Here is a 22234-nt window from a genome sequence, read left to right on the forward strand (position 1 = left end):
CAATCAGCGCAGCGATACGCCGCCCGACTTCCAATAGCTGTTGGTCTTCCTGATCAAGTTACCACCATCGGTTTCCGGGTTGGTCTGTGGGTAATCTCCAGGACCGAACAGCAGGGCAACAACGTGGGCATTCGCGACCTCGTTCATACGCGAGAAGAAATAATCCACCTTGTTGTCCTTGTAGTGCTGGAACGTATTGTTCATGGCCATGTTACCCAGCGGAATCTGCCAGATGATCATGGGCTTGCCGATGGTCTCGGTGAGCGTCTTGATCTGATTCATGTAGGTGGCGAAGCCTTTGTCGTCCCACCAGTGGTAAGACTTCCCTTGCTCCTGATACCAGCCTGCATCCCGGTCCGAGGCATCGGTCACGAGGAAGTCGCCTTTGTCGGCGCCGAGATCCTTAAAGAACTTTGCACATTCCTGCGGTTTCCCTTCCATGTTGTAGTCCCAGCAGGAAACGTGGATGCCTACGGTGGAGTTGGGCGCATACTTGTGCGCCATCGAGATCAAGCAGCTTGCCAATCCGGCAGCATTGTTCTCGTCGTTGGCACAATCGGTCGAGTTAGCTGCCTTGACTTGCGCAGGGACAGCCCGGGGGTTGCTATTGATTGACCGCACGTAGCCCCAGAAGTCCGGCTCCAGGTGGATTGTGGTCTTCTCGTCTCCGACCTGCTGGAGGAAGAAACGGTAGTCATCCATGTAGCGCTTGAGCAGCTTGGCGTCGTTGACGGCGTTGACTTCGCCCGGGCCATCGGAATAGCCCGCCGCGTCCCCGAGATCCCTCAGCGAATACCACGTCCAGTGCTTCATCTGTGCGAGATTTTTCTGTCCAGCCACAAAGTTTTTACGCTCGCGCCACATCGAAACGAACAAGCCGGGCTTGGTGTTCCATTGCGACCGCGACCAGCAGGCCCACCATTGAGTCATATTGCCGCAGGCATTATCGCAGTTGTTATAACAAGCCTGGTTGGTCGCTGGCTGGCTATGCACATAGTGGTAACGTATATGGAACGGCGCCGCGTCAGAGGTTTTATCCTCCATCGCTCCGCCGATCAGTATTTTGTCGCTGCCCATGAAGGTCTTGCTGAACGACCCCGAACCACCCGTCGCAGTCGGCGCGACACAATCGCCGTCCACAGGGTTGAAATACCAACGCTGATTCGCCGACGAGTTATTGGCATTCTGATAGATTGCCGAACCACGGGATTTATCGGCTACCGTCACGAGTTTTTTCGAATGCTCGCCGACGATCGTGAAACCGCCGCTCTTGGAACTGACCAACTGCCATTGCTGGTTGGGGTTTCCGGAGTAATCCCATTGATTGATGGCGCCGCCGTCCACGGTGTACCAGCCATAGACATCCATGGCTTTCTTGCTGTGCGTGGGACGAATCGTCCACTTCCCGTTACCCAGGTCGGTAACCAACCAACGCTGGTTGGCCGCTCCATTTGCCGGCCACTGGATTATCTTGGCATTGTTTTCCTTGGAGCCGCCAGAAACATCCAAATACAGGCCACTGGCTTCATTGACGATGTTGTAGACCTTGCCGCTCACCGGCATATAGGTGCAGTTGGCCGCTTGCGCGGCGAATGACAGAAAACCACCGGCGACCACCGCTGCGACTTGCCCCGCAATGATGGCCGTCGATTTAACGAAGGAAAAACTATTTCCTAACATATCCATCGCCTTCCCAATTAGTTGACATAGGCATCAGAAAAAAATGCCGATTGGCATTACCGAGACTGAAACATGCATTGTCGGGGTTCGTCTCGATCCACATGGATTTGCCGATGCCCAAAGAGGAAATCCATCCTTCAGAAAGCAAGCGCAAGCGTTGCCCCGGCAGGTGACTGCCAAGCGATCCAAGATCAAACACGATTAGAACAGTGGCGAACCCCATACAATTGCCACTCGGTGATGTACTGAGGATTTATATTTCCCCAGCCCTCTTCAAATATATTTCGGCACTGCTGTCAGATATAAATCCAGATCACAGCCCCTATTATCGAGAGGTTTGGCGATTATATGTTTCGGGGATTGTTAGACAATCGGGCAAGTCCCTACGAAGGCGTCGAATTCTCGGGAAATTCCGAATATGCCAAGTCATAGTGCTCACGACCACAAACCATGTCTCATTTCAACGCGTACAAGCCAGGGGGAGACTCTCCACGAATATGACTTCGGCCCATCGCGAATGAATTCCCCCACGACGAGGGCCGAACGCTACCCTTTGTGGGAGCGAGCGAAGAGAAGCCACCTGTAGGGGCGACTTTATTCGCCCCTACAAAAGCCAGGACGACGGCCTTCTTCTACAACCCCCGCGCAATCACCATCCGCTGCACGTCGCTGGTGCCTTCGTAAATCTGGCAGACCCGCACGTCGCGGTAGATACGTTCCACCGGGAAGTCGCTCAGGTAGCCGTAGCCACCCAGGGTCTGGATGGCCGCCGAACAGACCTTCTCGGCCATCTCCGAGGCGAACAGCTTGGCCATGGAGGCTTCGGTCAGGCAGGCCAGACCGGCTTCGCGCAGGTTGGCGGCGTGGTGGACCATCTGCCGGGCCACGGCGATCTGCGTGGCCATGTCGGCCAAGCGAAAGGCCACGGCCTGGTGCTCGATCAGCGGCTTGCCGAAGGCGCTGCGCTCATGGGCGTAGTCGCGGGCAACCTCGAAGGCGGCGCGTGCCATACCCACCGACTGGGCGGCGATGCCGATGCGCCCGCCTTCCAGGTTGGCCAGAGCGATCCGGTAGCCCTCGCCCTCCTCGCCCAAGCGCAGCTCCGCCGGCACCCGCACATCGTTGAGGACGATCTGGCAGGTGTCCGAGGCATGCTGGCCGAGTTTGTCCTCCACCCGAGCCACCTGATAGCCGGGGCTGTCAGTGGGCACGATGAAGGCGCTGATGCCCTTCTTGCCGGCCGCCGGATCGGTCACGGCGAAGACGATCACCATCCCGGCATGAGCGCCCGAGGTGATGAACTGCTTGGTGCCGTTCAGCACATAGTCCGCCCCGTCGCGCCGCGCGCGGGTTTTCAGCGCGCTGGCATCCGACCCGGCCTGTGGCTCGGTCAGGGCGAAGGCGCCGAGCATCTCGCCACGCGCCAGCGGGATGAGGAAGTCGCGCTTCTGCGCCTCGCTGCCGAACTTGAGAATCGGCATGCAGCCCACCGAGTTGTGCACGCTCATGATGGTGGAACAGGCGCCGTCGCCAGCGGCGATCTCCTCCAGCGCCATGGCGTAGGCCAGATGGCCGGTCTGCGCGCCCCCCCACTCTTCCGGCACCAGCATGCCGAGGAAACCCAGGTCGGCCATTTCGTGGATGGCCTCGGCGGGGAAGCGGTGCTCGCGATCCCATTCGGCTGCGTTGGGTTTCAGCCGCTCCTGGGCGAACTGGCGGGCGACGTCGCGGATTTGCAGGGCCTCTTCGCTGGGTAGCATGACGTTCTCCTTAGAGTCTGCTCAAAGTCTCGCGAGCTAGAGCCATGCAAGGCGAAAACAGGCGAGGACGCGGAGTTTACGAGTTGTAAATGAGCAAGTCCGAGCCTGTTTTCAACGCAGCAGGGCCGACGCGCAGCAGACATTGAATAGGCTCTTATAGTCGCTCGACCGCCACAGCCGTCGCCTCACCACCGCCAATGCAGATGGCGGCAACGCCGCGTTTCAGGTCGTACTGCTTCAGTGCCGACAGCAGTGTCACCAGGATGCGTGCCCCGGATGCTCCAATGGGATGGCCGAGGGCACAGGCGCCACCGTGCACGTTGAGTTTATCGTGGGGTAGATCGAGGTCGCGCATAGCCGCCATGGCCACCACGGCAAAGGCTTCGTTGACTTCGAACAGATCGACCCCACCCAGGGACCAGCCGGTGCGCTCCATCAGCCGTCGCACGGCGCCGATGGGTGCAGTGGGGTACAGGTTCGGCACATCGGCGAAGGAGGCATGCCCGCGTATCGCCGCCAGCGGCGTCAGCCCGCGCTTCTCCGCCTCCGACAGGCGCATCAGCACCAGCGCGGCGGCGCCGTCGGAAATGGAGCTGGAATTCGCCGCGGTGACACTGCCCCCCTCGCGAAAGGCCGGCTTGAGGGTCGGGATTTTGTCCAGCTTCGCCTTGGGCGGCTGCTCGTCATGCTCGACGGTACGCAGCTCCCGGCCAGCCTTGGCCTGCACCGGGACGACTTCGTCGGTGAAGCGGCCGTTGGCGATGGCTTGCTGCGCCCGGGTCAGGGAAGCGATGGCGAAACGGTCCTGGGCCTCACGGCTGAAACCGTAGGCTTCGGCGCAGTCCTCGGCGAAGGTGCCCATCAGGCGGCCTTTGTCGTAGGCATCTTCCAGGCCGTCGAGGAACATGTGGTCGAGCACCCGGCCATGTCCCATGCGATAGCCGGAACGCGCCCGCTCCAGCAGATAAGGCGCATTTGACATGCTTTCCATGCCACCGGCGACCACCACGTCGGCGCTGCCGGCACGCAGCAGGTCATGCCCCAGCATCGCGGCCTTCATGCCCGAGCCACACATCTTATTCAGGGTCGAGCAGACGGCCCCGTGCGCCAGCCCGGCGCCCAAGGCCGCCTGGCGTGCCGGTGCCTGCCCCTGGCCGGCGGGCAGCACGCAACCCATCACCACTTCGTCCACCGCGTCGGCGGCTAATCCCGCTCGCTCCACGGCGGCCCGAATGGCGGCGGCACCCAGTTCCGCCGCCGTGACGTCCTTGAAGTCACCCAGAAAGCCACCCATGGGGGTGCGGGCGGCACTGACGATGACGATTGGATCGTTCATGGCATTCACCTCTTATTTCGCGGCCATGCGGATGGCGCCGTCGAGACGGATCACTTCGCCGTTGAGCATGGGATTCTCGATGATGTGGCGAACCAGCGCGGCGTACTCGGCCGGCCGGCCCAGGCGTGGCGGGAACGGCACGCTGGCGCCCAGGCCATCGCGTACTTCCTGCGGCATCGCGGCCATCATCGGCGTCTCGAAGATGCCGGGGGCAATGCACATCACGCGAATGCCGGAGCGCGCCAGTTCGCGGGCAATCGGCAGGGTCATACCAACCACGCCGCTCTTCGACGCCGAATAGGCGGCCTGGCCGATCTGCCCATCGAAGGCAGCCACCGAGGCCGTGTTGACGATCACCCCACGCTCGCCCTCCTCGTTCGGCTCGCCGCGCGCCATGGCCTCGGCGGCCAGGCGCAGCATGTTGAAGGTGCCGATCAGGTTGATGGCAATCACCCGGTTGAAGCTCTCCAGGCCGTGCACGCCGTTGCGCCCAACGACCTTCTCCGCCGGCGCCACGCCTGCGCAGTTGACCAGCCCGTGCAATGCGCCGAAGGCATCGAGGGCCTGCTCCACCGCCTGGCAGCCGTCTTCTTCCCGGGTGATGTCCGCGCGCACGAATCGCGCCGCCTCGCCCAGCTCCGCCGCCAGGACCTGGCCGGCTTCGGCGTTGACGTCCACCAGCACCACCTTGCCGCCGTTTTCCACCAGCAGGCGCGCGGTCGCGGCGCCGAGGCCGGAGCCGCCGCCGGTGATCAGGAATACGCGGTTGTCGATACGCACGTCGTCTTTCTCCTCAGTACTGATTCAATTCGCCGCCGCTTGCGGCATGGCCGCCTGCTGGCGGGCGATTTCCTGGTTGCGCAGCAGAAAGCGCTGGATCTTGCCGCTCGGGGTCTTCGGCAATTCGGCGACGAATTCGATCTCGCGTGGGTAAGCATGGGCCGAAAGTCGCTTGCGTACATGCTGCTGCAGCTCCGTCGCCAGCTCCGGGCTGCCGGCGTAGCGGCCACCGAGCACCACGAACGCCTTGACGATCTCGGTGCGCTCCGGGTCCGGTTTGCCGATCACCGCCGCCTCCACCACCGCCGGGTGTTCGATCAGCGCGCTTTCCACGTCGAAAGGACCGACCCGGTAGCCGGAGGTGGTGATGATGTCGTCCGAGCGGCCGACGAAGCTGATGCTACCGTCCTCGTTCAGTTCGACTGTGTCGCCGCTCAGGTAGTAGTCGCCGACGAAGGCGCCGGTCGCCATGCCCTGATAGCCGGGAAACCAGAACAACGGCGAGCGAGCGCGGTCCACGGCGAGGATGCCGGGCACGCCGGGCGGCAGTTCGCGGGCCTGTTCGTCCACCACCACGACACGGTGGCCCGGCACCGGAAAACCGGCCGCGCCGAGACGCACCGGATGCGCCAGCGCATGGTGATTACATACCACCATGCCCAGTTCGGTCTGGCCGTAATGATCGTGGATGGTCGTGTCCAGCCGGTCGGCGAACCAGCGGATCACCTCCGGCGTGAGCGGTTCGCCAGCGCTGCTGACGGCACGCAAGCGGCCCTTGAGCGCCGGCTCCACCTCGTCCGCCGCCGCCAGCAGCAGTCGGTAGGCCGTGGGCGAACCGGCGAGATTGGTGATGGCGTACTTGTCGATGATCCGGCAGGTACTCTCCACCGTGAACGGCCCTTCGTAGAAGGTGGTGGCATGGCCGAGGGCGAGCGGCCCGGTGACGGCGTAATAGAGCCCATAGGCCCAGCCCGGATCGGCCAGGTTCCAGAAGGCGTCGTCGGGACGCAGGCCGATGGCGTCGCGCATGTAGCCGACGAAGGCGAGGATCGCCTTGAGCGGGACCGGCACCGGCTTGGCCAGGCCGGTGGTGCCCGAGGTGAACATCATCAGGAAGGGGTCTTCGCCGCTGCGCGGCACCGGCTCGCAGTCGGCGGACTGGCGCTCCACCTCGGTCCAGAAATCGAAGTCGCCGGGACGTGCAGCCTCCCCCTCCGGCATGACGCAGACCACCGGCGGGCAACCGTTCACGTCGTCCAGCTTGGCCCGGTTCGCCGGATCGGTGACCACAAGGCGCGTACCGGCGGTGGCGACCCGGTGCTCGATGGCCTTCGGCCCGAACGCGGTGAACAACGGCTGATAGACCGCACCGAGCCGCCAGGTAGCCAGGATGGTCACCAGCAGTGCCGGCGTGCGCGGCAACATCCCGGCCACACAATCGCCAGGCTGGACGCCCTGTTGGCGCAGGAAATTGGCGAAGCGGGCGGATAGTTCGCGGAGCTGACTGAAGCGAAAGACGGCGCTGCTGCCGTCACGGCCTTCCCAATGCAGGGCGATCGCGTCGCTGCCGGCGTGGCGGTCGCAGCATTCGACGCAGGCGTTCAGGGCGTCCAGGGAACCGGCCAGGGTATCCCGGGCGGCGGCGGCAAGATCGAACCCGGCAACGGCGGCGGCATGGTCGCGCATGGCATGACTCCTCGGCTTGTTGTTATCGGAGCTGCCGGGATATTCGCGCCGCGGCCGGTACGCGGCAATGTCGAAAGGAACCTATCTGCCTGAGCGTTTTTGACAATCTACGGCTCAGGGGCCGTCATCCGGCCGCATCAGCCGGCGATATTGGCCGGGCGTCGAGCCAGTCCACTTCTTGAACGCCTTGTAGAACGCACTGATGTCGGCGAAGCCCAGCTCGGCGGCCAGCGCTTCGAACTGGCTGTCCCCATCCTGGTTCAGCCGGGCGATGGCCAGGTCGCGGCGTACCTGATCCTTAAGTGCCTGGTAGGACTGCCCTTCCTGGGCCAGTTTGCGCCGCAGCGTCGAGGCCGCCATGAAATAGTGCGCGGCGAGCGCCTCCAGGTCCGGCCAGCGCTCCGGCCGAAGGCTGCGTAGATAAGCCTTGATCCGCGCCGCCAGGCTCTTCGGGTCGCGGTACTTGACCAGGATGTTGGCCGGTGCGCCGGCGAGGAACCGCTTCAGTTCCAGCTCGCTGCGGCGAACCGGCAGGTCGAGGCTCTCGGCGTTGAACAGCAGGCGCGACACCGGTTGGTCGAAGCGCAGGTTGTCGCTGAACATCACCCGGTAGTCCTCGATGTAGTCCGGCTTCGGGCAGCGCAGGTCGACCGCGAGAATCGGGATGCGCCGCCCCACCAGCCAGCAGGCCAGACCGTGGATGATCATCCAGCAGGTGAAATAGCTGAAGGCACGACGCGGCGCGGCCCGTTCGAGCAACTGGATTTCCGCCAAGCCGCCTTGACGCACCAGCCTCGGCTGCAGGTCGTCGAAGACCAGGCCGAGGAATCTCGAGGCCAGGCCCAGCGCCCTCTCCAGGTCCGATTCCCCTACGGCGCAGCGGCACAGGAAGGCGAAGCTGCCGACCTTCATCCGCCGCGGGTTCATGCCAAAGAACTCATCGTCCATGCACGCGGCGATGGACAGCCAGAGCCGCCCGTAGGCTTTCGCCGGCACCCGGGCGTATGGCTTGTCCAGCCACTCGGCGGCGATCCCGGCGCGGGCCAGCAACCCGCGCTCGTCGTGCCCCTGCCGGCGCAGTTCGAGCAATGCCTCGTTGACCAGCCGTATGGATATGGTGCCCTTTTCTACCGACATGCCCGCCATGCTTCCTCTGCGTCAGGCCGGAGAGTCTGCACGGCAGTCCGGCCAGCTTTCAACCGGCCACAGGCAACCGCAACTCCGCCACGCTGATCTCGCGCATGCGGAACTTCTGGATCTTGCCGGTCACGGTCATGGGGAATTCATCCACGAAGCGGTAGTAGCGCGGCACCTTGAAATGGGCGATGCGCCCCTGGCAGAACGCACGCAGCTCCTGTTCGGTGGCGCTGTGTCCCGGATGCAGCTTGACCCAGGCGACGATCTCCTCGCCGTACTTGTCGTCGGGAATACCGATCACCTGCACGTCGGCCACCGCCGGGTGGGTATAGAAGAACTCCTCGATCTCGCGCGGATAGATGTTCTCGCCACCACGGATGATCATGTCCTTATTGCGCCCGACGATCTTCAGGTAGCCGTCGTCGTCCATCACCGCCAGGTCGCCGGTATGCATCCAGCGCGCCCCGTCGACGGCCTCGCGGGTCGCCTCCGGATTGTTCCAGTAGCCGAGCATCACGCTGTAGCCGCGGGTGCAGAGTTCGCCGATCTGCCCGCGCGGGACGACGCGGCCGTGCTCGTCGACGATCTTGCTCTCCAGGTGCGGCTGGGTGCGGCCGACGCTGCAGGTACGGCGCTCCAGATCGTCGTCGGGCGCGGTCTGGCTGGACACCGGGCTGGTCTCGGTCATGCCGTAGGCGATCTGCACCTCGCTCATGTGCATCTCGCCGATCACCCGCTTCATCACCTCGATCGGACAGGTGGCGCCGGCCATGATCCCGGTGCGCAGGCTGGAGAGGTCGAAGCGCGGGCGTTCCGGGTGATCCAGCTCGGCGATGAACATGGTCGGCACGCCGTACAGCGCGGTGGCTTTCTCTTCCGCCACCGCCTCCAACACCGCCAGCGGCTCGAAGGCGGCACTCGGGTAGATCAGCGTCGAGCCGTGGGTCAGGCAGCCGAGATTGGCCATCACCATGCCGAAGCAGTGATACAACGGCACCGGAACCACCAGGCGGTCGTGCTCGGTGAGCCCCAGGCTCTCGCCGACCATGAAACCGTTGTTGAGGATGTTGTAGTGGCTGAGCGTGGCGCCCTTGGGGAAGCCGGTAGTGCCGGAGGTGTACTGGATGTTGATCGGGTCGTCGAACTGTAGCAGTTCCCCGCGTGCCGCCAGGGCGTCGGCGGGGATATGCTCGGCCCCGGCCTGCAACGCCTGCCAGCCGAGCATGCCGGGTGCCGGCGCGGCACCGAGGCTGACGATGCCGCGCAGCTCGGGCAAGCGCGCGCAGTCGAGCTGGCCCGGCGTCGAACCGGGCAGCTCCGGCAGCAGCTCGGCGAGCATGGCGTGGTAGTCGGACGTCTTGAAGGCATCGGCGCAGATCAGCCAGCGGCAACCGGATTGCTTGAGCGCGTACTCCAGCTCGTTGAGCCGATAGGCCGGGTTGATGTTGACCAGAATGGCGCCAACCTTGGCGCTGGCGAACTGGGTGATGCACCATTCCGCGCAATTCGGTGCCCAGATGCCCAGCCGATCGCCCGGTTGCAGCCCCAGCGCCAGCAGACCACGTGCGCAAGTATTGACCGCCTTGGATAACTCGGCCCAACTGAACCTCAGCCCCTGGTGACGCACCACCAGGGCTTCGCGTTGCGGGAAGCGGCGCACGGTATCGTCGAACGCGGCGCCGATGGTCATCGCCAGCAGGGGGTTGTCCTGCGGGCCACGGGTATAGCTGAGGTGGGTCATTGGCTTTCCCTTCTTGTGATTGTTGATGGGGATAGACAAGTACTGGCCGACTACCATATTGGCACATTACCTTTACGTAAACGTAAATGCATTCGGTTGTCCAGTGACGCTTTGGTCTGATGGCGAATGAGCAGTACGGGTTCCCTGCTCTTCCCGATTGACAGTCGGTCAACGCAAGTTTACGTTTACGTAAAGGTAATCCACATAGGCCCGCCATGACGACCTACTCCATCTCCGATCTCGCCCGCGAACTGGATGTCACCACCCGCGCCATCCGCTTCTACGAGGAGCAAGGCATGCTCAGCCCGGAGCGCCGTGGCCAGGAGCGCATTTACAGCCCGAAGGACCTGGTGGCCCTGAAACTGATCCTGCGCGGCAAGCGCATCGGCTTTTCACTGGCCGAGTGCAAGGAACTGATCGACCTCTACGACCCCAGCAGCGGCAACCGCAAGCAACTGGAGACCTTCATGGAGAAGATCGCCGCCCGTCGCGCCCAGCTCGAACAGCAGTTGCTGGACATCGAGCAGATGAAGCTGGAGCTGGACACCGCCGAGGAGCGCTGCCTCGCTGCCCTCGCCGAAACCAAACAGAAACAGGGCGCCAGCGCCTGATCCCCCGAACAACGACAATCACAGGTGGAACCATGAGCTATCCGAGCCTCAACTTCGCCCTCGGCGAAACCATCGACATGCTGCGCGAGCAGATCCATGCCTTCGTCGCCAGCGAGCTGGCTCCACGCGCCGCCGCTATCGACCAGGAAAACCAGTTCCCCATGGACATGTGGCGCAAGTTCGGCGACATGGGCCTGCTCGGCATCACCGTCGAGGAGGAGTACGGCGGCTCCGGCCTGGGTTACCTGGCCCATGTGGTAGCCATGGAGGAAATCAGCCGTGGCTCGGCCTCGGTCGCTCTCTCCTACGGCGCCCACTCCAACCTGTGCGTCAACCAGATCAAGCGCAACGGCAATGCCGAGCAGAAAGCCAAGTACCTGCCCAAGCTGGTCTCCGGCGAGCACGTCGGCGCCCTGGCGATGAGCGAACCCAACGCCGGCTCCGACGTGGTTTCCATGAAGCTGCGCGCCGACCGCAAGGGCGACCGCTTCGTCCTCAACGGCAGCAAGACCTGGATCACCAACGGCCCGGATGCCAACACCTACGTGATCTACGCCAAGACCGACCTGGACAAGGGCCCGCACGGCATCACCGCGTTCATCGTCGAGCGCGACTGGAAGGGTTTCTCCCGCAGCCAGAAGTTCGACAAGCTCGGTATGCGCGGCTCCAACACCTGCGAGCTGTTCTTCGATGACGTCGAAGTACCGGAAGAAAACGTCCTCGGCGCGGTCAACGGCGGCGTCAAAGTGCTGATGAGCGGGCTCGACTACGAGCGCGTGGTCCTCTCCGGCGGCCCGGTGGGCATCATGCAGGCGTGCATGGACGTGATCGTCCCCTACATACACGACCGCAAGCAGTTCGGCCAGAGCATCGGCGAGTTCCAGCTGATCCAGGGCAAGGTGGCGGACATGTACACCCAGCTCAACGCCAGCCGTGCCTACCTGTATGCCGTGGCCCAGGCTTGCGACCGTGGCGAGACCACCCGCAAGGACGCCGCCGGGGTGATCCTCTACACCGCCGAGCGCGCCACCCAGATGGCCCTGGAAGCGATCCAGATTCTCGGCGGCAACGGCTACATCAACGAATTCCCCACCGGACGCCTGCTGCGCGACGCCAAGCTCTACGAGATCGGTGCCGGCACCAGCGAAATCCGCCGCATGCTGATCGGCCGCGAGCTGTTCAACGAAACGAAATAAAAAGCTACAAGCGGCAAGCACATGCGCCCGGGGCGCTTCCTTGCAGCTTGAAGCTTCTGGCTTGCAGAGCCGTAGCCCGGATTAGCCTCGGCGCAATCCGGGAACGGTGGGTATGACGACGCAAAGTCCCCGGATTGCATCCGGGCTACGAATGGAGCGAGCCGAATGGCCATCCTGAACACACAGATCAATCCCCGCTCGCCCGAGTTCGCCGCCAACCGCGAATCGATGCTGGCCCAGGTCAACGAGTTGCGCGCCCTGCTCGGCCGCGTCCATGAAGGCGGCGGCGAAAAGGCGCAACTGCGCCACACCTCGCGCGGCAAGCTGCTGCCGCGTGAGCGCATCAATCGCCTGCTCGATGCCGGTTCGCCGTTCCTCGAAGTCGGCCAGCTCGCCGCCCATGAGGTCTATGGCGAAGACGTGCCGGCCGCGGGCGTGGTGGCCGGCATCGGCCGGGTGGAAGGCGTCGAATGCATGATCATCGCCAACGACGCCACGGTGAAAGGCGGCAGCTACTACCCGCTCACCGTGAAGAAGCACCTGCGCGCCCAGGCCATCGCCCGGGAGAACCGCCTGCCCTGCATCTACCTGGTGGACTCCGGCGGCGCCAACCTGCCGCGCCAGGATGAGGTCTTCCCCGACCGTGAGCACTTCGGTCGCATCTTCTTCAACCAGGCCACCATGAGCGCCATGGGCATCCCGCAGATCGCCGTGGTGATGGGCTCCTGCACCGCTGGCGGCGCCTATGTACCGGCCATGGCCGACGAAACCATCATGGTGCGCAACCAGGCGACCATCTTCCTCGCCGGCCCGCCGCTGGTGAAGGCCGCCACCGGCGAGGTGGTGAGCGCCGAGGACCTGGGCGGCGCCGACGTGCACTGCAAGACCAGCGGCGTGGCCGACCACTACGCGGAGAGCGACGAACACGCCCTGGCCCTGGCCCGCCGCTGCGTGGCCAACCTCAACTGGCGCAAGCTGGGCGAGCTGCAGAGCCTGTCGCCGAAGCCGCCGCGTTATGACGCCGAAGAGCTGTACGGCGTGATCCCGGCCGACAGCAAGCAACCGTTCGACGTGCGCGAAGTGATCGCCCGCCTGGTGGACGACTCGGCCTTCGATGAATTCAAGGCGCTGTTCGGCGCCACCCTGGTCTGCGGCTTCGCCCATCTGCACGGCTACCCCGTGGCGATCCTGGCGAATAACGGCATCCTCTTCGCCGAAGCGGCGCAGAAAGGCGCCCACTTCATCGAGCTGGCCTGCCAGCGCGGCATCCCGCTGCTGTTCCTGCAGAACATTACCGGCTTCATGGTCGGCCAGAAATACGAAGCCGGCGGCATCGCCAAGCATGGCGCCAAGCTGGTCACCGCGGTGGCCTGCGCCCGTGTGCCGAAGTTCACCGTGATCATCGGCGGCAGCTTCGGCGCCGGCAACTACGGCATGTGCGGCCGCGCCTACGACCCGCGCTTCCTGTGGATGTGGCCGAACGCACGGATCGGCGTGATGGGCGCACAGCAGGCGGCCGGCGTGCTGGTACAGGTCAAGCGCGAGCAGGCCGAGCGCAGCGGTCAGGCGTTCTCCGACGAGGATGAAGCACGCCTCAAGCAGCCCATCGTCGAGCAGTACGAGCGCCAGGCCCATGCCTTCTACTCCAGCGCGCGGCTGTGGGACGACGGCGTGATCGACCCGGCGCAGACCCGCGCGGTGTTGGCCCTGGCGATCTCCGCCAGCCTCAATGCCCCGATCGAGAAGACCACCTTTGGCGTATTCCGGATGTAATGGCCATGACCGATTTCACCACCGTCCAACTGGAAAAAGACCCACGCGGTTTCGCCACCCTCTGGCTCAACCGCCCCGAGAAGAACAACGCCTTCAATGCCGAGATGATCCGCGAGCTGATCCTCGCCCTGGACGCGGTGCAGGATGACAAGTCGCTGCGTTTCCTGGTGGTGCGTGGGCGCGGCAAGCACTTCTCGGCCGGCGCCGACCTGGCCTGGATGCAACAGTCCGCCGCCCTCGACTACAACGCCAACCTCAACGATGCGCGTGAGCTGGCCGAGCTGATGTACAACCTCTACCACCTGAAGGTCCCGACCCTGGCAGTGGTCCAGGGCGCGGCCTTCGGCGGTGCGCTGGGCCTGATCGCCTGCTGCGACATGGCCATCGGCGCGGGCGATGCCCAGCTCAGCCTGTCCGAGGTACGCATCGGCTTGGCCCCAGCGGTGATCAGCCCCTTCGTGGTCCAGGCCATCGGCGAGCGCGCCGCGCGCCGCTATGCCCTGACCGCCGAACGCTTCAGCGGCGAACGTGCCCGTGAGCTGGGCCTGCTCGCCGAAACCTACCCGGCCGACAGCCTCGACGAAGCCCTTACCGGCTGGATCGACAACCTGCTACTGAACAGCCCGCAGGCGATGCAGACCAGTAAGGAGTTGCTCAAGGAGGTCGGCAGCGGCGTCCTCACTCCGGCGTTGCGCCGCTACACCGAAACCGCCATCGCCCGCATCCGCGTGAGCGCCGAAGGCCAGGAAGGGCTGCGCGCCTTTCTGGAGAAGCGCAAAGCAGCATGGCAGGAGCAAACATGATGTCCGCCCCCATCTCCGCCCCCTCACCCCAGCCCTCTCCCCAAGGGGGAGAGGGGGTTGTTCGTGCCCGATTCTCAACTCCGAGCCTTCGCCCCACCTCGTCATCCCCTCGCCCCTCTGGGGAGAGGGTCAGGCTGAGGGGAGCGATCCGCCAGGCACCGCAGGAGCCAACGCCATGATCACCACCCTCCTCGTCGCCAACCGCGGCGAAATCGCCTGCCGAGTCATGCGTACCGCTCGGGCGCTGGGTATCCGCACGGTCGCCGTGCACAGCGCCATCGACCGCAACGCCCGGCACATGCATGAAGCCGACATTGCCTATGACCTCGGCGGCGCCAAGCCGGCGGACAGCTACCTACGTGCCGACCGGATCGTTGCCGCCGCCAAGGCCTGCGGCGCCCAGGCGATCCACCCCGGCTACGGCTTCCTTTCGGAAAACGCCGGTTTCGCCCGCGCCATCGAAGAGGCCGGGCTGATCTTCCTCGGCCCGCCCGCCTCGGCCATCGACGCCATGGGCAGCAAGTCCGCCGCCAAGGCCCTGATGGAAGCGGCTGGCGTGCCCCTGGTGCCGGGCTACCACGGCGAAGCCCAGGACCTGGACACCTTCCGCCAGGCCGCCGAGCGGATCGGCTACCCTGTGCTGCTCAAGGCCGCGGCTGGTGGCGGCGGCAAGGGCATGAAGGTGGTGGAGCGCGAGGCCGATCTCGCCGAAGCCCTGGCCTCGGCCCAGCGTGAAGCGCAATCCGCCTTCGGCGATGCGCGCATGTTGGTGGAAAAGTACGTACTCAAGCCGCGCCACGTGGAAATCCAGGTGTTCGCCGACCGCCACGGCAACTGCCTGTACCTCAACGAGCGCGACTGCTCGATCCAGCGCCGCCACCAGAAAGTGGTGGAAGAAGCCCCCGCCCCCGGCCTGACCCCCGCGCTGCGCAAGGCCATGGGCGAGGCGGCGGTGAAAGCAGCCCAAGCCATCGGCTACGTCGGTGCCGGCACCGTGGAGTTCCTGCTCGACGAGCGCGGCGATTTCTTCTTCATGGAAATGAACACCCGTTTGCAGGTGGAGCACCCGGTCACCGAAGCCATCACCGGGCTCGATCTGGTGGCCTGGCAGATTCGCGTGGCCCGTGGCGAACCGCTGCCGATCGGTCAGGAGCAGGTGCCGCTGTACGGCCACGCCATCGAGGTGCGGCTGTACGCGGAAGACCCGGACAACGACTTCCTGCCGGCCACCGGCACCCTCGACCTCTACCGCGAACCGGCCGCCGGCCCGGGTCGCCGGGTGGACACCGGCGTGCGCGAGGGCGACACGGTGTCGCCGTTCTACGACCCCATGCTCGGCAAGCTGATCGCCTGGGGCGAGAACCGCGAGGAAGCCCGCCAGCGCCTGCTGGCGATGCTCGACGAAACGCTAGTCGGCGGGGTGAAAACCAACCTTGCCTTCCTCCGCCGCGTGCTGGCCCATCCGGCTTTTGCCCAGGCCGAACTGGACACGGGCTTCATCCCCCGTCACCAGGCGGACCTGCAACCGGTCGCAGCGTCGCTCTCCGCCGAATTCTGGTTGATCGCCGGAGAAGCCTTCCGCCAGAGCGAAGCCCAGATCGCACGCGACGACGATCCGCATTCGCCGTGGAGCCTGAACAGCGGCTGGCGCAGCGCCCTGCCCTATGAGACCGACCTGCACCTGCGCTGCGACGACGAGCGCCACGTGGTGCGCCTGCGCAGTGCCAACGCCGTTTCGCCGGTGCGCCTGGAGGGCGAGCGCCTGTGTATCGAGCAGGACGGCAGCACCCGCCGGGTCGCGGCGATCCGCCGTGACGATACCCTCCACCTGCATTGGAACGGCGAACTGCGCAGCGTCCGGCGTGTCGACCCGATCGCCGACGTCGAGGCCAGTCATCACCACCACGGCGGCTTGACCGCACCGATGAACGGCAGCATCGTCCGCGTGCTGGCGGAAACCGGGCAACGGGTCGAAGCCGGCGCCACCCTGGTGGTGCTGGAAGCCATGAAGATGGAACACAGCATCCGCGCGCCCCATGCTGGGGTGGTCAAGGCGCTGTATTGCAACGAAGGCGAGCTGGTCAGCGAAGGTACCGCTCTGGTGGAGCTGGGCGAGGCTGAATTGGACGAATGAATTCGCCCCTACAGGTGCGGCTACCCGAACCTTTGTAGGAGCGAGCTCTGCGCGCGAAAAAAGGCTTACCGGCATCCCGAATGAATTCGCTCCCACACGAACGGCTGAGGCTTGTAGGGGCGAATTCATTCGCCCGCCAAGGTAACGTCGGGCAAATGACTCCGCCCCCACACGAATGGCCCTCCCGGCTGGTATGAGAGAGAAGACGATGGATATTCCCCAACAGGTCCGCCTGGTCGAAGTCGGTCCCCGCGATGGTTTGCAGAACGAGAAACAACCCATCGAGGTGGCGGACAAGATTCGCCTGGTCGACGACCTCACCGAGGCCGGCCTGGGCTATATCGAGGTGGGCAGCTTCGTGTCGCCCAAATGGGTGCCGCAGATGGCGGGCAGCGCCGAGGTCTTCGCCGGCATCCGGCAGAAGCCCGGCGTCACCTACGCCGCGTTGGCGCCCAACCTGAAAGGCTTCGAAGCGGCGCTGGAAAGCGGGGTGAAGGAAGTCGCGGTGTTCGCCGCCGCCTCGGAAGCCTTTTCCCAGCGCAACATCAACTGCTCCATCGCCGAAAGCCTGGAGCGCTTCGTGCCGGTGATGGACGCGGCGCGCCAACACGGCATCCGTGTCCGCGGCTATGTCTCCTGCGTGCTTGGCTGCCCCTACGACGGCTTCATCGCCCCTGAGCAGGTGGCCGGCGTCGCCCGCGAGCTGCACGCCATGGGCTGCTACGAAGTTTCCCTCGGCGACACCATCGGCACCGGCACCGCCGGCGATACGCGCCGGTTGTTCGAGGTGGTCGGCAAGGACATCCCCCGCGACAAGCTGGCCGGCCACTTCCATGACACCTACGGCCAGGCCCTGGCCAACATCTACGCGAGCCTGCTGGAAGGCATCGCCGTGTTCGACAGCTCGGTCGCTGGCCTCGGCGGCTGCCCCTACGCCAAGGGCGCGACGGGCAACGTCGCCAGCGAGGACGTGCTCTACCTGCTCGAGGGCCTGGGTATCCGCACCGGCATCGACATGGACAAGCTGATCGACGCCGGCCAGCGCATCTGCCAAGTGCTCGGCAAGGCCAACGGCTCCCGCGTCGCCCGCGCCCGCCTGGCGCAACGCTGATCGCCGAGGAACCTTCCGCGGAGCGCGGCGCTCTTACCATCGAGCGCCGCCGCTCCGCTTGCCCTCCAGGGCACCGCGACTTCACGAACAATAACGACAGAGGTTGAAGTCATGCTGACCCGCATCACTGAGCTCAGCGTCAAGCTGGTGCAACGCTACCTCCCCTCACCGTTCGTCTTCGCCCTGCTGCTGAGCTTCATCGTGCTGGTCGCCAGCATGCTCGGCACCGGGCAGAGCCTGCCTCAGATGGCCAAGCACTGGGGCAGCGGCTTCTGGAACCTGTTGATGTTCGCCATGCAGATGGCGCTGATCCTGGTCACCGGCCATGCGCTGGCCCGCGCGCCCCTGGTCAACCGCCTGCTCGACCGGCTCGCCCGGATTCCCGCCACACCGGGCCAGGCCATCGTCACCGTGACCCTGGTCGGGCTGGCCGGTGCCTGGCTCAACTGGGGCTTCGGCCTGGTCATCGGCGCGGTGTTCGCCCGCGCCCTGGCGCGCCAGGTGAAGGGGGTCGATTACCCGCTGCTGGTGGCCTCGGCCTACTCCGGCTTCCTCATCTGGCACGGCGGGCTGTCCGGCTCGATCCCGCTGTCCCTGGCCACCGGCGGAGCGGATACCGAGCGCATGAGCGGCGGCGTGGTCACCGCCGCCATCGGCGTCGGCCAGACGCTCTTCACCCCGCTCAACCTCACCATCATCGCCCTGCTGGTGATCGGCCTGCCGCTGCTCAACCGGGCCATGCAGCCGAAGCTGCCGAAGGTGGCCGATCCAGCCCTGCTGCACGAGCCCGAGCCGCAACCGCTGCCCCGGGACACTCCGGCCCAGCGCCTCGATGACAGCCGCCTGCTCGGCCTGGCCACGGTGGCGCTGGCCGCGGTGTTCTTCGTCGGCTACTTCGCCGCCAATGGCTTCGCCCTGAGCCTGAACATCGTCATCGCCCTGTTCCTGTTCGCCGGCCTGCTCCTGCACGGCACTCCGGAACGCTACATGAACGCGGTGCAGGACAGCATCGGCGGCATCAGCGGCATCGTCATCCAATTCCCCTTCTATGCCGGGATCATGGGCATGATGGTGGGCGCCAATGCCGAAGGCGTGTCGCTGGGCAAGCAGATCACCGATGCCTTCGTCGCCTGGTCGTCGGCCGACACCTTTCCGGTGCTCGCCTTCCTCAGCGCCGGACTGGTGAACGTCTTCGTGCCGTCCGGCGGCGGCCAGTGGGCCGTACAGGGGCCGATCATGCTGCCCGCCGGCCAGGCCTTGGGCGTGGCGCCCGAAGTGACGGCCATGGCCATCGCCTGGGGCGATGCCTGGACCAACATGATCCAACCGTTCTGGGCCCTGCCGCTGCTCGGTATCGCCGGCCTCGGTGCGCGCGACATCATGGGCTACTGCCTGCTGATGCTGCTGTATTCGGGCATCGTCATCAGCGCCGGGTTCTATCTGTTGGCGTGATCCTGCCGGACATGCGGGGGCGTGCCATGCTTGAAAAGCTGGTGCACCATCTGGCGATCACAACGACCGCTGCTGGCAGTGTGAGGAGTCGAGATCATGCAGACACCCCTTTGGACACCCTCTCCCGAGCGTATCGCCGCCACCCGCATGGAAGCCTTCCGCCACTTCGTCAACCAGCGCCATGCCCTGGCGCTGGACGACTACCCCACCCTACATGCCTGGAGCATCGAAGATCGGCCCGCCTTCTGGCAGGCCATCGTCGATTTCTTCGACGTGCGCTTCCAGCAGCCGCCGCGCAGCGTGCTCGAAGAGGGCCCGACGATGCCCAGCGCGCACTGGTTCCCCGGCGCCACCCTGAATTTCGCCGAACACCTGCTGCGCCGCCGTGACGATCACCCGGCCCTGGTGGCCATCGGCGAGGACGGCTCGCGCGAGCAGTTGAGCTACGCCGAGCTGGCCGCCCATGTCGCCGGCCTGCAGCACAGTCTGGAGGCCGCCGGCATCGGCCCCGGCGACCGGGTCGCGGCCTTTATGCCGAACACCTGGCAGACCGTGGTCGGCATGCTCGCCACCACCAGCCTCGGCGCTACCTGGTCGTCCTGCTCGCCGGACTTCGGCACCCAGGGTGTGGTCGACCGCTTCGGCCAGATCGAACCCAAGGTGCTGATCGCCGCCGCTGGTTTCCGCTACGCCGGCAACAACACCGACCTCACCGGCAAGCTCAACGAAATCCTCGAACGCCTGCCGTCGCTGCAACAGTTGATCGTCGTCCCCTACTCCAACCCGGCTGTCACTGCCGAGGCGTTCCAGACCCCGGCCCGGGTCACGCTCTGGCAGGACAGCTACCAGCCCGGCGGCGAACCGCGCTTCCAGCCGGTGCCGTTCGAGCAGCCGCTGTACATCCTTTACTCCAGCGGCACCACCGGCGTGCCCAAGTGCATCGTCCATGGCACCGGTGGCGTGCTGCTCCAGCACCTCAAGGAACTGGGCCTGCACACCGACCTGCGCGCAGACGACTGCCTGTTCTACTACACCACCTGTGGCTGGATGATGTGGAACTGGCTGGTCTCCGGCCTGGCCCTGGGCGCCACCCTGGTGCTGTTCGACGGCTCGCCGTTCCAACCCGGCCCGGAGCGGCTGATGGACCTGATCGATACCGAGAGCATTTCCATCTTCGGCACCAGCGCCAAATTCCTCGCCGCCCTGGAAAAGGCCGGCGTGCGGCCCGGTGCCAGCCATCGCCTGGAGCGCCTGCGGACGATCCTCTCCACCGGCTCGCCGCTGTCCCACGAGAGCTTCGAATTCGTCTACCGCGAGATCAAGGCGGACCTGTGCCTGTCGTCGATCTCCGGCGGCACCGACATCGTGTCCTGCTTCGCCCTCGGCAACCCGGTGCTGCCGGTTTGGCGCGGCGAGTTGCAGTGCAAAGGGCTCGGCATGGCCGTCGAGGTGTGGAACGACGCGGGCCAGCCGGTACACGGGGAAAAAGGCGAGCTGGTCTGCACCCGGCATTTCCCGTCGATGCCCGTGGGCTTCTGGAACGACCCCGACGGCGCCAAGTTCCACGCGGCCTACTTCGAGACCTTCTCCGGCATCTGGGCCCATGGCGACTATGCCGAAGAGACCGCCCACGGCGGCCTGGTCATCCATGGCCGCTCGGATGCCGTGCTCAACCCCGGCGGCGTGCGCATCGGCACGGCGGAAATCTACCGGCAGGTGGAAAAGGTCCCCGAGGTGCTGGAATCCATCGCCATCGGCCAGGATTGGGCCGGCGACGTGCGGGTGGTGCTGTTCGTACGGCTGCGCGACGGCGTCGTCCTCGACGAGCCCTTGCAAGAGCGCATCCGCGAGGTCATCCGCCGCAACACCACCTCGCGCCACGTGCCGGCAAAGATCGTCGCAGTGCCGGACATCCCGCGCACCATCAGCGGCAAGATCGTCGAGCTGGCGGTGCGCAACGTAGTCCATGGCCTGCCGGTGAAGAACACCGATGCGCTGGCCAACCCAAAGGCGCTGGAGCACTTCCGCGACCGTCCCGAACTGGCCGATTGAGCCGATGGGCCGTCGAACCGCGGCCCTTGACTCTCGGAAACCTCAACTATACTCGGGTCATTTTCAGCAGTCGGCGAGTCCTCCGTCGTGAATATTCGAGCCCTTTGGCTATCTGCCCTCGTCCTGTCGTGTCTCGATGCTCCTGCCCAAGCCAGGGAACTCGAGCTTTACCTGATCGATGCGCCGCCGCTGACCTTCGTCGAAGACCCCCAAGGCCACGGCCTGATCGGCGACGTGGCCATCGCCGCCATCGAGCGGGCGGGCTACCAGGCCAAGCTCAGCGTGCTGCCCTGGGCGCGGGCGCAACGCTACGTCAGCCTGGGCAGCGACCTGCTGATCATCCCGCTCTCGCGGATTCCCGAACGGGAAGACCAGTACACCTGGATCGCACCGATCCTCACCATGGATCGCGCCTTCTTTAGCCTGGAGCACAAAGTCGATACGTTCGACGAAGCGAAGCGGCGCTTCCGCAAGATCGGCGTCGGCCTCGGCAGCGCCCAGGAAGCGACGCTGCTGTCCGAGGGCTTCCCGCCAAGTCAGATCTATTCCATGAAGATCGGCGAAAACCCGGCCCACATGCTCGAACTCGGCCGTATCGACGCTTGGTTCAACGGCGTGCCGGAAAGCCTCTACATCTGGAAGAACACTGGCATCCAGCGCCGCCTGCGGATGGGCAAGGCCGTCACCTCCTCCGACCTCTATGTCGCCTGCTCGAAAAAATGCGACCCGGAATTGGTCCGGCAACTCCGCGAAGCCGTGGAAGCCGTCCAGACCGACGGCACCGCCCAACGCTTGCAGGATGCCTACCAGCTCCAATTGCCGAAGCATTGAACCGGCCCACGGAACACGCTTCACGTCCTGCAGCGGAGCGTCCTGACAAGGATTCCCACGCAGAGCATGGGAACCATCAAGCCCGAGAACTCATCGGATCGTTCCCACGCTCCGCGTGGGAATGCATCCTCGGACGCTCCGCGTCCATCCG

At 65.1% G+C, this 22234-nt stretch carries 16 protein-coding genes; 9 read left to right on the forward strand and 7 right to left on the reverse strand.

What is annotated here, in order from left to right; translation table 11 throughout:
* Nucleotides 1-3: 3 nt before the first annotated feature.
* The 7 genes from BZL41_RS06525 to BZL41_RS06555 form a co-directional block, all read right to left on the reverse strand.
* The gene (locus BZL41_RS06525; RefSeq protein WP_095598533.1) at nt 4-1686 is read right to left on the reverse strand and encodes an RICIN domain-containing protein; all 1683 of its coding nucleotides are present in this window, start codon (nt 1684-1686) and stop codon (nt 4-6) included.
* 626 nt (nt 1687-2312) lie between these two features.
* The gene (locus tag BZL41_RS06530; RefSeq protein ID WP_095598534.1) at nt 2313-3440 is read right to left on the reverse strand and encodes an acyl-CoA dehydrogenase; all 1128 of its coding nucleotides are present in this window, start codon (nt 3438-3440) and stop codon (nt 2313-2315) included.
* Nucleotides 3441-3594: 154 nt separating this feature from the next.
* Nucleotides 3595-4776: an acetyl-CoA C-acyltransferase gene (locus BZL41_RS06535; RefSeq protein ID WP_095598535.1), complete on the reverse strand. Its 1182-nt coding sequence runs from the start codon at nt 4774-4776 to the stop codon at nt 3595-3597.
* 12 nt (nt 4777-4788) lie between these two features.
* Nucleotides 4789-5556 carry a 3-hydroxyacyl-CoA dehydrogenase gene (locus tag BZL41_RS06540; RefSeq protein ID WP_095598536.1) on the reverse strand — a complete coding sequence of 256 codons (768 nt, stop codon included), beginning with the start codon at nt 5554-5556 and terminating at the stop codon, nt 4789-4791.
* Between the two features lie 24 nt (nt 5557-5580).
* Complete coding sequence (locus tag BZL41_RS06545) at nt 5581-7242, reverse strand: acyl-CoA synthetase (protein WP_095598537.1); 1662 nt, start codon at nt 7240-7242, stop codon at nt 5581-5583.
* 114 nt (nt 7243-7356) lie between these two features.
* Nucleotides 7357-8379, reverse strand: coding sequence for an AraC family transcriptional regulator (locus BZL41_RS06550; RefSeq protein ID WP_095598538.1), 1023 nt, complete (start codon nt 8377-8379; stop codon nt 7357-7359).
* A gap of 58 nt (nt 8380-8437) precedes the next feature.
* Entirely contained in the window at nt 8438-10120 is a 1683-nt protein-coding gene (locus BZL41_RS06555; RefSeq protein ID WP_095598539.1) for an AMP-binding protein, read from the reverse strand.
* Between the two features lie 215 nt (nt 10121-10335).
* Between BZL41_RS06555 and BZL41_RS06560 the strand changes: the two genes are divergently transcribed.
* From BZL41_RS06560 to BZL41_RS06600, 9 genes are all read left to right on the forward strand, one after another.
* A complete protein-coding gene (locus BZL41_RS06560) occupies nt 10336-10731 on the forward strand; it encodes a MerR family DNA-binding transcriptional regulator (protein ID WP_084338393.1) in 396 nt (131 codons plus the stop codon).
* A 32-nt stretch (nt 10732-10763) separates the two neighbouring features.
* Nucleotides 10764-11927 (forward strand): isovaleryl-CoA dehydrogenase, encoded by a 1164-nt coding sequence (locus BZL41_RS06565; protein WP_095598540.1) that lies wholly within the window; start codon nt 10764-10766, stop codon nt 11925-11927.
* Between the two features lie 165 nt (nt 11928-12092).
* Complete coding sequence (locus BZL41_RS06570) at nt 12093-13700, forward strand: carboxyl transferase domain-containing protein (protein WP_095598541.1); 1608 nt, start codon at nt 12093-12095, stop codon at nt 13698-13700.
* A gap of 5 nt (nt 13701-13705) precedes the next feature.
* Nucleotides 13706-14503 (forward strand): gamma-carboxygeranoyl-CoA hydratase, encoded by a 798-nt coding sequence (locus tag BZL41_RS06575; RefSeq protein ID WP_095598548.1) that lies wholly within the window; start codon nt 13706-13708, stop codon nt 14501-14503.
* 175 nt (nt 14504-14678) lie between these two features.
* Entirely contained in the window at nt 14679-16637 is a 1959-nt protein-coding gene (locus tag BZL41_RS06580) for an acetyl/propionyl/methylcrotonyl-CoA carboxylase subunit alpha (protein ID WP_095598542.1), read from the forward strand.
* A 208-nt stretch (nt 16638-16845) separates the two neighbouring features.
* Nucleotides 16846-17748, forward strand: a complete 903-nt coding sequence (locus BZL41_RS06585) for a hydroxymethylglutaryl-CoA lyase (RefSeq protein WP_095598543.1) — start codon at nt 16846-16848, stop codon at nt 17746-17748.
* 111 nt (nt 17749-17859) lie between these two features.
* Complete coding sequence (locus BZL41_RS06590; protein ID WP_095598544.1) at nt 17860-19200, forward strand: short-chain fatty acid transporter; 1341 nt, start codon at nt 17860-17862, stop codon at nt 19198-19200.
* 96 nt (nt 19201-19296) lie between these two features.
* A complete protein-coding gene (locus tag BZL41_RS06595) occupies nt 19297-21252 on the forward strand; it encodes an acetoacetate--CoA ligase (protein ID WP_095598545.1) in 1956 nt (651 codons plus the stop codon).
* Nucleotides 21253-21339: 87 nt separating this feature from the next.
* Complete coding sequence (locus BZL41_RS06600) at nt 21340-22083, forward strand: ABC transporter substrate-binding protein (protein ID WP_095598546.1); 744 nt, start codon at nt 21340-21342, stop codon at nt 22081-22083.
* The last annotated feature ends 151 nt before the right edge of the window (nt 22084-22234 follow it).

Origin of the sequence: Pseudomonas sp. PIC25, from assembly GCF_002286785.1 — a bacterium.
GTDB lineage: Bacteria > Pseudomonadota > Gammaproteobacteria > Pseudomonadales > Pseudomonadaceae > Pseudomonas_M.

Excerpts from the sequence above, each read along its gene's own strand:
- BZL41_RS06525 (WP_095598533.1), bottom strand. The coding sequence starts at position 1,686 with ATGGATATGTTAGGAAATAGTTTTTCCTTCGTTAAATCGACGGCCATC.
- BZL41_RS06530 (WP_095598534.1), bottom strand. The coding sequence starts at position 3,440 with ATGCTACCCAGCGAAGAGGCCCTGCAAATCCGCGACGTCGCCCGCCAG.
- BZL41_RS06535 (WP_095598535.1), bottom strand. The coding sequence starts at position 4,776 with ATGAACGATCCAATCGTCATCGTCAGTGCCGCCCGCACCCCCATGGGT.
- BZL41_RS06545 (WP_095598537.1), bottom strand. The coding sequence starts at position 7,242 with ATGCGCGACCATGCCGCCGCCGTTGCCGGGTTCGATCTTGCCGCCGCC.
- BZL41_RS06550 (WP_095598538.1), bottom strand. The coding sequence starts at position 8,379 with ATGTCGGTAGAAAAGGGCACCATATCCATACGGCTGGTCAACGAGGCA.
- BZL41_RS06555 (WP_095598539.1), bottom strand. The coding sequence starts at position 10,120 with ATGACCCACCTCAGCTATACCCGTGGCCCGCAGGACAACCCCCTGCTG.
- BZL41_RS06560 (WP_084338393.1), top strand. The coding sequence starts at position 10,336 with ATGACGACCTACTCCATCTCCGATCTCGCCCGCGAACTGGATGTCACC.
- BZL41_RS06565 (WP_095598540.1), top strand. The coding sequence starts at position 10,764 with ATGAGCTATCCGAGCCTCAACTTCGCCCTCGGCGAAACCATCGACATG.
- BZL41_RS06570 (WP_095598541.1), top strand. The coding sequence starts at position 12,093 with ATGGCCATCCTGAACACACAGATCAATCCCCGCTCGCCCGAGTTCGCC.
- BZL41_RS06575 (WP_095598548.1), top strand. The coding sequence starts at position 13,706 with ATGACCGATTTCACCACCGTCCAACTGGAAAAAGACCCACGCGGTTTC.
- BZL41_RS06580 (WP_095598542.1), top strand. The coding sequence starts at position 14,679 with ATGATCACCACCCTCCTCGTCGCCAACCGCGGCGAAATCGCCTGCCGA.
- BZL41_RS06585 (WP_095598543.1), top strand. The coding sequence starts at position 16,846 with ATGGATATTCCCCAACAGGTCCGCCTGGTCGAAGTCGGTCCCCGCGAT.
- BZL41_RS06590 (WP_095598544.1), top strand. The coding sequence starts at position 17,860 with ATGCTGACCCGCATCACTGAGCTCAGCGTCAAGCTGGTGCAACGCTAC.
- BZL41_RS06595 (WP_095598545.1), top strand. The coding sequence starts at position 19,297 with ATGCAGACACCCCTTTGGACACCCTCTCCCGAGCGTATCGCCGCCACC.